Source organism: Paraflavitalea soli (assembly GCF_003555545.1).
Lineage (GTDB): Bacteria > Bacteroidota > Bacteroidia > Chitinophagales > Chitinophagaceae > Paraflavitalea > Paraflavitalea soli.
Genome location: NZ_CP032157.1, coordinates 4,738,787 through 4,749,023, shown reverse-complemented (window position 1 = coordinate 4,749,023; position 10,237 = coordinate 4,738,787). Strand labels below are relative to the sequence as shown.

Below are 10,237 nucleotides of genomic sequence, written 5' to 3'. Positions count from 1 at the left end.
GCAATGCTACGGGAAACAGCCTTTAGCGCATTATAACGATCTTATCCGTATTTACAGTGTCGCTGGTATTGCCGCCTTTGTCTTGCAGGGCAAACCGCATGATGATCGTATCGGATATCTTTTTGGTGGGATCGTTGGGATCATTGGGGGCCTGTGCTGCTGAAATAAGGTGGTTTTGGTAGTCCAGGTTCAGGATGATCTCGCCATTGGATTTGGCTGGAAAGTCGGGGATCATGAGCCAGAAGCTATCCCTGATGGTGGTACCGCTAACGGGGGGGATGGTATTGAGACGTATCTTTTTCACGAAAAGCGAGTCGTTTACATCCCCCTCTTTATCGCTGAACTCCAGGGTAATCTGTAGCCCACCGCTGGGCGGCACGATGTTCCCACTGACAGATTTTATTTTTATAGAGGGTTTGGTTGCCGGCTTATCTTTGCCACAGGCCAACACCAACAATATACCGGCACAGATGGTTATATAACGCATATTTTTCATGATTGTGTACAAATTTAACCGCTTGTGGTTTAACAATACGATATGAAATGTGAACATGAAGATAAAATATTTTCAACGGATGAGGCTCATTTTGAAGAACTGGCTGTAGACCTGTTTCACTTTCAGTATGAACATAACACCGTTTATAATCAATACGTAAACAGTCTGCCAATAGTTGGGCGAACCATCCGTTCGCTGGCCCAGATCCCCTTTTTGCCCATCCAATGCTTTAAGACGCATACGATTAAAACGACGGCTTTTGAACCCCAGGCGGTATTTGAGAGCAGCGGCACCACCCAAACCATCAATAGTCGCCATTATGTGAAGCATCTTGAGCTGTACAAACAAAGCTTTTTGACCGCTTTCAGGCAGTTTTATGGGCCTGTGCAGGACTGGTGTATTATCGGGTTGCTCCCCTCATACCTGGAACGCCGGCATTCTTCGCTGGTGGTAATGGTCGATGAGCTGATCCGCCAGAGCGGGCATGCTGCCAGCGGCTTTTACCTGTATGAGCATGAGAAGTTGCACAGCCTGTTGCAGGAGTTGGAGGCAAAGGGCCAAAAGACCATACTGATCGGGGTAACCTTTGCCCTGCTGGATTTTGCTGAAAAATTTCCCATGCCCCTCAGGCATACCCTTGTCATGGAGACCGGAGGCATGAAAGGCCGCCGGGAGGAGATTACCCGGCAACAGGTACACGATATTCTGCAGGCCGCATTCGGATTGCCGGCCATCCATGCAGAATATGGTATGACGGAGTTGTTATCGCAGGCCTATTCGGCCGGGGCCGGTATTTTGCATTGCCCCCCGTGGATGAAAGCCATGGTAAGGGAAGAAGATGATCCCTTTGCCATCCGGCAGGCAGGCAGTGGTATCCTGAATGTAATAGATCTCGCCAATATGTATTCCTGTTCGTTTATCGCCACCGAAGATGTGGGGCGCGTGTATGATGATGGGAGCTTTGAGGTGCAAGGGCGTATGGACAACAGTGATATCCGGGGATGCAGCCTGATGGTAGCAGGTATATAACGCAACGTTTTCTGGTCACTATTTGTCAATAACCAAATTTAAATCGCTATGAAGCAAACCATTATTGCCCTCGTTGGATTGGCGATCATTGCCTTTCAATGTGGCGTGAACAAAAAGCAACCCTCCAAAGATTGTGTACAGGGAACTGTTGTCCGCATCAGTTGCGCCAGCTATGTAGTACAGGCGCTTAATAAAGATACTGTAGGGGAGGATGGCTGGAAGAACATGATGGATACTACCAAAGTGTACGACAATGTTTTTGATGTATCCAATAAATGTAAACTCCCGGCTGATATTAAAGCGGGGGATACCATCTACTTCACCATTCATCCTACGCAGGCTTCAGATTGTGTAAGCTGTATGATGTTTGATGCTCCACCAACCGTGAAGTATGATCTGCAGGATGTGTCCAAACAACCTTGCCAATAAATTACCGGTATTCAACATCAAGTAAGCCTGAACAGGGAATGGTACATTGCCGGCTATGGCTCTCTAAAGCCAGTTCAATCAGCCGCACGGTATTATAACCATGTTCAGGTTTTTCTTTTAAAGGAGCCTGGTGTACGATCGTATTGTACAGGTTCTTATAATAAAGGCCATAGTCGCCGGCCTGGGAAGGAATGGTTTGCCTTACCAGTTTACCGTCGATCTCGGTGTGCAGCAGGCCGTGGATGGCCTCCGGTTCCCGGCCCCAGTTATCGCCAGTGGGCAAAACACCAGCACGCAACAAGGCTTCCTGTGGGTCTTCGCCGTTCTTGATGAAAGAACCAATGGTACCATGTATCATGTAACGGGGGCCTGGTTCACGCACCAGCATACCGGCATGGAGTATTACTTTGGTAAAGCCATAATTGAGGCGCAGGTCAAAATAATCATCTACTTTGGCATGGGGGCGCTGCTGCCTGATATCGGCAGTAATGTTTTGCGGTAAGCCAAACAGGTACAATGCCTGGTCTATGAGGTGAGCGCCAAGATCGTAGAGGATACCACTGCCGGGTTTGGCAGCTTCGCGCCAGGCCTGGGGCCTTGCTTCAGCACGGTAGCGGTCATAGTGACCTTCAAATTCATGCACCTCTCCCAGTAATTTTTTATCCAGCACATCCCTGATGGTGAAAAAATCGCTTACATAGCGCCGGTTCTGGTATACGCTCAGTATTTTATCACTGGCGGCTGCCAGCTTCACCAGCTCCTGTGCTTCTGCTGAAGTATTGGTAAAAGGCTTTTCTACCACCACATGTTTACCTGCCTGCAGAGCTAGTTTGGAATAAGGGAAATGCGTTTCATTGGGAGTGGTGATCACAACGAGGTCGATAGATGGATCGGCTACCAGTTCTTCTATACTTCTTACAACACGTACAGAAGGGTATTTTTGGGGTGATTCGTTTTTGGTTCTTTCCAATACAGCTACCAGTTCATATTCCGGCATGGTCGCAAAGAAAGGGGCATGAAATACCGTTGCTGAGATACCGAAGCCTGCTAATCCTACCCTGATTGGTTGCGCCATACTGTATTTTTTGGCAAGATAGCCAATTTTAAAGTTTAGTCATTTATCCCAGACTATAGCCTGGTAAATGATTTGCTATTATTAACTTGCCGTTTTATATGGATTCGCTTACACATATCGTATTGGGAGCCTGTATTGGCGAAGTAGTTGCCGGCAAACGACTGGGGAAGAAAGCTATGTTTTGGGGAATACTTACCCAAAGCCTGCCGGATATTGATTTTGTGGCTTCTTTCTGGATGAATCCGGCCAATGACCTGCTGGCGCACCGTGGTTTTACCCACTCCTTTTTGTTTATTGCGTTGGTAGCGCCCTTACTGGCGCTGGCCGCCGACCGGTGGCATCGGCCGCACAATTATACCTGGCGGAAATGGACCTTGTTCTTTGCGCTGGAGATGCTGGTGCATGTGGTGTTGGATGCCTGCAATGCATATGGCACGGGATGGTTTGAACCTTTTTCACATTACCGCGTATCTTTTAACCTGTTGTTTGTGGCCGATCCCTTATTCTCGATATGGCCTTTCATTGCTTTTATGGTATTGTTGTTTTCGAGAACCAATTATGCCGCCCGCCGCAAATGGGCTATCGCTTCCTTTATATTGAGTGCGGCCTATATTGGCATTAGTGTAATCAATAAAACATCGGTCGACAGGGCTGTGAAAGCCGAAGCCCAACACCAGGGCATTGCCTGGAAACGTTATTTCAGTACACCCACGCCGCTCAACAATATGCTTTGGTTTGTGGTGCTGGAAGATGAAAAAGGATTTTATACCGGTCATCGTTCTGTATGGGACAAAGGGCCGGATACGGCATTGTTGCATTATAAACAGCGGCATGAGGATTACCTGGAGCCTGTGAAAGATGTAGAAGACCTGCACCGGCTGATCAGGTTTTCCCAGGGGTATTATATCATTGACAAATACGACAGCACCCTCGTGTTTAATGACCTTCGTTTTGGACAAATGCTTGGCTGGCAGGATCCCGAAGCCCGTTTTGTTTTTCATTATTTCCTGCAGAAGCCGGATGAAAATTCAATGGTCATACAGCGTGGCCGGTTTACCAATTGGAATAAAGAGGCTGTGTCGTTACTCTTTCGGCGCATGCGCGGTCTTAAATGAGCGTTGCTTAAAGTAAAAGGTGAAAAGAAAGAATAACACGCGCACGACCTGGTAACAACCATGCTGGAACAGGCGTTTCAGGAAATTATACCGGGTACGGTAATCCTCTTCGGTGATCTGTTCACAATCCTGCCGGATAACCTCTTCGATATGCGTTTGCATGGACCGGGCAAAGTTTTCTTCGTTCACATCCAGGTTGAGCTCTATGCTGGCAAAGGCACTGATGTTATTGACATTGTAAGAACCAATGGTAGACCACTTACCATCGTAGGTAGCGATCTTTGCATGCAATACACTTTGGTTGTATTCGTATACTTCAATATTATTCCTGAATATCCACCGGTATATATACCGTTCGGCATGTTTGGCAAGTTTAACATCCGATACACCTGCCAGGATCAGCTTGATCTTGACACCTTTGCTAGCTGCCCTGGCCATTTTTTTCCGAAGCAGCATGCCCGGCAAAAAATAACTGGACATGATATAGATATGCGACCTGGCATCTTTAAACATCCCCAGGTAGCTGTTGGTAACCTGGTTCCTTTTCTGTACCCAGTCATTACGTCGTAGCCGGATAGGACATTCCTGCCTGGGCTGGCTATCGGGGGATGGGCCTGCCACAACATTCGCTTGCGTTCCCGTTTTGATCTTGTCCATAATTCCAGGCATACCCGTACCAGCTCCGGTGCTATTTCCCCCTCTGCGTACAGGGCCCAATCGAGCCAGGCAGGTCCGCCAAATCCATCATTGTATTTATTACTGATATTAATACCGCCCACAAGACTGTAGCGGGCGTCCACTACTAATATCTTATGATGCAGGCGCCGCCCGAAATAGAAATGATCGCTTTTAAGCACCGGCTGAAAAAAGCGGAAGCGGACACCTTCTTTTTCCAGTCTATTGGTAAATGACCCGGACAGGTCCTGTGAAGCATAGCCATCTGCCAGCAGATAAACCGCCACCCCGCGCTGTGCTGCTGCAATAAGGGCTTCTGCTACTTCAAGGCCGGTTTCATCTTCGTCATAGATATATACCTGTAAATGAATGGTATGTTGGGCCTTGTGGATCAGCGACAGCAGCAGTGTAAAATATTCCTTTCCCCCACGCACCAGTTTCGCTGTGTTGTGGTTTGTATACGTAAAGGAGGGCCTGGATCTTACCGAAGACATAGGCTACAAGCTAATAAAATATTTTATTCCAAAATAATTTGTCTTTTTCCTGCCGCGTAATCAGTTGGTGATCACAAGCAGTTGATGAAAAAGGTTAAAGGATGGCCAACAAAGTTCATTCTGCACCGGACAGGCACAAGACTTGTCTTATATCAAAAAAAACGGAGGATAGAATTAAGACCTTATTTTTTTTTAGTAGTAAGTACTTACCCGGTAAATGTTAGGTTAACCATAACTGCTATATTACTAAGCGCTTACTATGGATCTTGTAGAAGCAGGATAAAGCATCACTATGGATTTTACTTTATTGACGCGGGAGAATACAGCAGTGACTTATTCTCCGGTTATTCCGCCCTCTTTTGCCCGTTATAGCGTACCGGTTGCCAGAGAACTGTATGCTACCGGTGATTTTGGATCACTGCTTTTTCATGAACAAGCCGGCCCCGATTTTGGCCTCTGGCATAAAAGTTATTTTATAAAGCAAAGCACTTCTTTAACCGCAGTGGCCGATGGGCCCTTGTTCCAATTGTGTTTTTCCGTCAATCGTACTTTGCGTTTCCAACAAAATGGCATGGGCAAGATCAGGTTGCCGGAGGGGCAGTTCAATATATGGTATGCGCCGGCCGTGCATAGTCAAACCTGGTTTGAAAAAGGGAAAAAGTACCTGGTGTATGAAATTCACTTTTCCCGGAATTATCTTGAAAAGCTGGCCCCATATTTTCCATTGGTAGCTGAATTTTTGATGAAGGCAGAGTTGGGGTTCTCCAGTCAGCTGAGCCCGGTCCATGCACACATTACACCTGAGATGATGATGATCCTGCAGAACATGTATAATTGCTATTACAAAGGTGATGTTAAAGCTGCTTATTTGCAAGCCTTGTTGTCGCGGTTGTTATTGCAGGCCCTTACCCGGCTTACACTTGTCAAAGTGCCTGTGAATGAAATAAAACTCCAACCTTATGAGCTGTCGAAGTTGCGGGAAGCCTGGGAGTATTTGCTGCATCATATAGAGCATCCGGGCACGGTGATCGATCTTTCACATGCCATAGGGCTCAACGACTTTAAACTGAAGAAGGGGTTTAAGCAATTGTACGGGGTAACCATATTTGAATTTCTGTTGGAAGCCCGGATGGAGAAGGCCCGGCGCCTGTTGCAGGAAACAGCTATGACGGTACATGCCGTAGCCATTAGTGTGGGGTACAAAAATATCTCCAGTTTTACGGTGGCTTTTAAAAAGAAGTTTGGCATATTACCGAGCGAGGTAACCGGTAATAATGCTGCACGGCTGGAAGGCTAATACGCGGGTGGCAGTATTCCGTATGAAGTGATAGGGAGAAGACTTTTAGCAGGCAGTACAACCCTGTGGCGAGCCAAATAGTCGTAGATTGATCTTTTCCAATCCTGCCACTGCTTTAAACTTCCTGAAATTGATCAGTTGCTCGTGCAGTTTGTCCGGATCTGTTAGTTCATCTACCAGGAGTTTGTTTTCTACCTCCTCCAGTGTCCAGGCATGCAGGGTGGATGATTCCGAAGCAGTGGTGCTGGTACACAAGGTGCGGGTTATTAGCCCTGCCAGTAATGATGCTTTAGCGATTTGCTCTTCTTTCATGGGATGATAAAGTTATTAATCTGTACGTTGGTAAACATAAAATGCTGGTGCTGCTGTGGCTTGTTGTACAGGCCAATCCACAGGTTGGCAGGTTTATCCAGGATGAGGAAGAGAGGAAGCAGTAACCCGATATGACCGGTAATAAGACGCAACAAAATCCCCGTGACTATAATTATAACAACTGTACAGGCATTTAGTACTAAAGGAAAATAGAAAAATTATTATTAAAATTTTAAAAGGGCCTTGGGGAAGGTTGCCGGAGGCAGGTGTTGCAGCAGTCTTTTTTGTCTCTTAGTGTATTGGTTAATAACGTATAAGATCGTGTGTAATTACAGTTCGTACTTTAATTGATACAATTTGTCTAATGGTTTTCACTTAAGGCGTGTCAGAAAAAAATGACATAGTAGTCAATTATGGAAATTTTTATCCCAATAACATAAACAAGGTGACTAAATCGGTTGGATATTTAGGTGGGAAAGAATAGTATGTTAACCGGCAGGTTTTTGGGGATAATCGCCTTCCTTTTTAGCCTGTCTTGAAAAACGGTTGTATGATAGTAACTCTTCTTACAATCCGGGTAGCTGGTTATGCGGTAAATTCCATTCACTGCTAAAAGAGGCCTTGGTTATGTTTAGGTTAGAGGGTCAACATAACGTGCGAGGTATACCATTGAATGGAATAGCTTTTTCCTGCTCTGTCGCTCCTGGCAGGGAAAACAAATGGGTGATTACGAGGTTTTGCATAACCGGCACCTGGATTATTTGTAACGGTTCATGATCCTGGCTTTAGATGAACCTGATATATGTTGAGCGCCTACTGTGAGATCTGGTAGTGGAGAAGGTAAATAAAATAAGCCGGGTAAGAATACCCGGCTGTGGGGATTCCTGCGCCTCTTCTGTACCCTGAAGAGGGCTTGATGCACATGAGGAAACAAAAGTGAAGGATGTTCACATGTTCTTAGCCAGATAATCCGTTGTTTTGTTCAGGGATAATCTATTCTTGAAGCTTGTATGTAGATTGCCGGTTAGGACCGGCTACTTGAAAGAAAAATAAAAGGGAGAGTAGAAACACTCCCTTGTTGTGACCCAACCAAACAGTCACATGAGATCAAAACTAACTGCTTTTATATCGCCCGTAGGCTCTACATGAGCAGCATTACATGAATAGTGTATGCTTTTTAGGCAAATATTATTGTTTAAAGAACTTACACTGTTTATCAGATCCTGCTACTACACTTTTATCTTACACCTCATGGATCAACCTTCTATGCGTGTAGAACGTTTCTACATATAAAACAACTTATCGGGCATTTTGTACTAAAGGGAATCAAAATATATTTTTTCTTATGTGTCAACCAGGCCCTGTATGTCTGTATTAACTACCGTATACTCCTGCTGTTAAAGGTACCAATGCATTATCTGAGGCATTGTTTCACGAAAAAAGTACTTATACGTATACGAAAATGCAGCAGTCATTACCCCAGTAAATGGCTGCCTTCAAATTTTGTACGCAATAACTGAAGGCCCCTTGCCTTTTGATTCCTGACCGTATGGACCGAAATTTCCAGTTTATCAGCGATCTCGTGGTTTTTGAGCCCCTTTACATAACTCATCTTCAGTATGGTCCGGCATTGGACCGGCAACCTGTTCAGTTCCTGGCCAATGACCCTCAATACTTCTGCCCTGATCATTTCATTTAGAACAAACCCTTCCTTTTTCTCTGCCAGGTAAAGCATTTCGGCCTGTGATAGTGTATCACGTTGCGATTGCTTGATAATATTAATACAGGCATTCCGGGTAGTTATGTACAGGAACGCTTTAATGCCGTGCTCGCTCTCGAAGTCAGATCGTTTATCCCACAACTTCATAAAAGTTTCCTCCACAATGTCTTCCGCTACTTGCTGATCCCTTACCAGGCGCTCAGCAAAATAACAAAGCGGATTATAGTGGAGATCAAAGAAAAAAGCAAAGGCTTTCGGATTCTCGCTTTTCAGTTCGGTTAACATGGTTGTGCAAGTAGCCTCTTGATACATCAGCAACTGATTTTATGAAACGGTTTAAAGAAATAACGTACCCTTAGTGCATAGCATGGCTATTACTATCAAAACATGAATAGTTTGTTGCCACTGCTAATGGCTGAATTACTTTACTGATGGGAATACAAGGACAAGTAGATGCTCTTTTAAGAACATTCAACTGTTGAACGAAAACTCGTTAACCTAAACAGGAATTATTCAATAGTAGTATCAATCGATACTTTACTAATGAAACATTGCTACCTGAGAGCTTACTTTTACCAGAATGAGGAGGAGAAATACTATTTTCAGGAACAAGTTTACAATGATTATTCAAGATTACAAAATTCACCTGCCGGATTATAGTGCCGGGACATTAGGGCTTATCAGGATCAATGTGGGTATAGGTTGAAAAATATTAATCAAAATGCCATTTAGCTTAATCATTATGCTGCATTATGCCTTATTTTTTAGAAATTTATAAACCAGTATCTAATTATACCACAGGTTTGCACAAACGTTTCAGCAAAAAAATGGCCAGCCATTTACCTTGCTAAATCTGCTCCCGCCTGGTTTTGCCGCGTTGTACCAATAGCCCTGCCCGTTGGGTAAGGGTCCGGATCATGATCCTGATATCCAGCCACGTAGAGGCATTGCGGAGGTAAAAAATATCCCACTGATAACGCATACAAACAGCATCATAATCCATTGCCGGGCCATGATACCCATTTACCTGGGCCATGCCGGTAATGCCCGGTTTTACCAGGTTCCTCAGTTTGTAGCGGGGGATCAAACGGGCAAACTGCCGGCAATCTGTATGCATATGGGGCCGGGGCCCTACAATACTCATCTGACCCAGGAATACATTGACAAACTGGGGCAGCTCATCAATATTGGTCTTCCGCAGCCACTTGCCTGCCCGGGTGACCCGGCAGTCATTTTCTTCCGCCTGCTTTCTGTCGGCTTCTTCATTAAGGACCATCGTACGGAATTTGTAGCAGGTAAATGAACGTCCTCCTTTTCCTACCCTTTTCTGAAGGAATATGACCGGTCCCCGGGAATCGAGTTTCAACAGCAAAGCGATGAGCGGTACCAGCCAGCTGAGCACAGTGAGGATGATTATAACCGATAAGAAAAGGTCGATCAGCCGTTTTACAAAAAAATAAGGGGCCTTACGGGTCACATAACTTCTATAGGACAGACTTCTCCTTCCCTCGGTCATCACGGGAGGATGATTTACAAGTGTTACCGCCATGATCGTTTTTATATGCTTTAAAAGAATAGACACCTGTTGTCAGGGA

Annotated in this window: 12 protein-coding genes; 4 read left to right on the top strand and 8 right to left on the bottom strand. The window is 45.2% G+C overall.

Going from position 1 to position 10,237, the window contains the following annotated elements; all coding sequences use genetic code 11:
• Positions 1–22 precede the first annotated feature (22 nt).
• Positions 23–487, bottom strand: coding sequence for a hypothetical protein (locus D3H65_RS17685; RefSeq protein ID WP_162915700.1), 465 nt, complete (start codon positions 485–487; stop codon positions 23–25).
• A 51-nt stretch (positions 488–538) separates the two neighbouring features.
• Between D3H65_RS17685 and D3H65_RS17680 the strand changes: the two genes are divergently transcribed.
• The gene (locus D3H65_RS17680) at positions 539–1,525 is read left to right on the top strand and encodes a LuxE/PaaK family acyltransferase (protein WP_119051578.1); all 987 of its coding nucleotides are present in this window, start codon (positions 539–541) and stop codon (positions 1,523–1,525) included.
• Positions 1,526–1,573: 48 nt separating this feature from the next.
• Positions 1,574–1,954, top strand: coding sequence for a hypothetical protein (locus D3H65_RS17675; RefSeq protein WP_119051577.1), 381 nt, complete (start codon positions 1,574–1,576; stop codon positions 1,952–1,954).
• Position 1,955: 1 nt separating this feature from the next.
• Here D3H65_RS17675 and D3H65_RS17670 read toward each other — a convergent pair whose 3' ends face one another.
• Positions 1,956–3,029, bottom strand: a complete 1,074-nt coding sequence (locus tag D3H65_RS17670) for an oxidoreductase (protein ID WP_119051576.1) — start codon at positions 3,027–3,029, stop codon at positions 1,956–1,958.
• A gap of 98 nt (positions 3,030–3,127) precedes the next feature.
• Between D3H65_RS17670 and D3H65_RS17665 the strand changes: the two genes are divergently transcribed.
• Positions 3,128–4,144, top strand: a complete 1,017-nt coding sequence (locus D3H65_RS17665; RefSeq protein ID WP_119051575.1) for a metal-dependent hydrolase — start codon at positions 3,128–3,130, stop codon at positions 4,142–4,144.
• Here the strand turns inward: D3H65_RS17665 and D3H65_RS17660 are convergent.
• Positions 4,112–4,600, bottom strand: a complete 489-nt coding sequence (locus D3H65_RS17660; protein WP_245999525.1) for a phospholipase D-like domain-containing protein — start codon at positions 4,598–4,600, stop codon at positions 4,112–4,114. The two genes, D3H65_RS17665 and D3H65_RS17660, sit on opposite strands and share 33 nt — an antisense overlap.
• Complete coding sequence (locus D3H65_RS17655; RefSeq protein ID WP_119051573.1) at positions 4,543–5,313, bottom strand: phospholipase D-like domain-containing protein; 771 nt, start codon at positions 5,311–5,313, stop codon at positions 4,543–4,545. The genes D3H65_RS17660 and D3H65_RS17655 overlap by 58 nt, the downstream gene beginning before the upstream one ends.
• Before the next feature lie 292 nt (positions 5,314–5,605).
• On the opposite strand from D3H65_RS17655, the gene D3H65_RS17650 reads away from it, so the two are divergent.
• Positions 5,606–6,610 carry a helix-turn-helix transcriptional regulator gene (locus tag D3H65_RS17650; RefSeq protein WP_119051572.1) on the top strand — a complete coding sequence of 335 codons (1,005 nt, stop codon included), beginning with the start codon at positions 5,606–5,608 and terminating at the stop codon, positions 6,608–6,610.
• Positions 6,611–6,655: 45 nt separating this feature from the next.
• Here D3H65_RS17650 and D3H65_RS17645 read toward each other — a convergent pair whose 3' ends face one another.
• From D3H65_RS17645 to D3H65_RS17635, 4 genes are all read right to left on the bottom strand, one after another.
• Positions 6,656–6,922 carry a hypothetical protein gene (locus D3H65_RS17645; RefSeq protein ID WP_119051571.1) on the bottom strand — a complete coding sequence of 89 codons (267 nt, stop codon included), beginning with the start codon at positions 6,920–6,922 and terminating at the stop codon, positions 6,656–6,658.
• Positions 6,919–7,077 (bottom strand): hypothetical protein, encoded by a 159-nt coding sequence (locus tag D3H65_RS32965; RefSeq protein ID WP_162915698.1) that lies wholly within the window; start codon positions 7,075–7,077, stop codon positions 6,919–6,921. The genes D3H65_RS17645 and D3H65_RS32965 overlap by 4 nt, the downstream gene beginning before the upstream one ends.
• 1,319 nt (positions 7,078–8,396) lie before the next feature.
• Positions 8,397–8,927, bottom strand: coding sequence for an RNA polymerase sigma-70 factor (locus D3H65_RS17640; RefSeq protein WP_162915697.1), 531 nt, complete (start codon positions 8,925–8,927; stop codon positions 8,397–8,399).
• Between the two features lie 562 nt (positions 8,928–9,489).
• Complete coding sequence (locus tag D3H65_RS17635; RefSeq protein WP_119051569.1) at positions 9,490–10,191, bottom strand: sugar transferase; 702 nt, start codon at positions 10,189–10,191, stop codon at positions 9,490–9,492.
• Positions 10,192–10,237: the final 46 nt, after the last annotated feature.

Coding starts and splice junctions, on each gene's coding strand:
- D3H65_RS17685 (WP_162915700.1), bottom strand. CDS start 487: ATGCGTTATATAACCATCTGTGCCGGTATATTGTTGGTGTTGGCCTGT.
- D3H65_RS17680 (WP_119051578.1), top strand. CDS start 539: ATGAAATGTGAACATGAAGATAAAATATTTTCAACGGATGAGGCTCAT.
- D3H65_RS17675 (WP_119051577.1), top strand. CDS start 1,574: ATGAAGCAAACCATTATTGCCCTCGTTGGATTGGCGATCATTGCCTTT.
- D3H65_RS17670 (WP_119051576.1), bottom strand. CDS start 3,029: ATGGCGCAACCAATCAGGGTAGGATTAGCAGGCTTCGGTATCTCAGCA.
- D3H65_RS17665 (WP_119051575.1), top strand. CDS start 3,128: ATGGATTCGCTTACACATATCGTATTGGGAGCCTGTATTGGCGAAGTA.
- D3H65_RS17660 (WP_245999525.1), bottom strand. CDS start 4,600: ATGCTGCTTCGGAAAAAAATGGCCAGGGCAGCTAGCAAAGGTGTCAAG.
- D3H65_RS17655 (WP_119051573.1), bottom strand. CDS start 5,313: ATGTCTTCGGTAAGATCCAGGCCCTCCTTTACGTATACAAACCACAAC.
- D3H65_RS17650 (WP_119051572.1), top strand. CDS start 5,606: ATGGATTTTACTTTATTGACGCGGGAGAATACAGCAGTGACTTATTCT.
- D3H65_RS17645 (WP_119051571.1), bottom strand. CDS start 6,922: ATGAAAGAAGAGCAAATCGCTAAAGCATCATTACTGGCAGGGCTAATA.
- D3H65_RS17640 (WP_162915697.1), bottom strand. CDS start 8,927: ATGTTAACCGAACTGAAAAGCGAGAATCCGAAAGCCTTTGCTTTTTTC.
- D3H65_RS17635 (WP_119051569.1), bottom strand. CDS start 10,191: ATGGCGGTAACACTTGTAAATCATCCTCCCGTGATGACCGAGGGAAGG.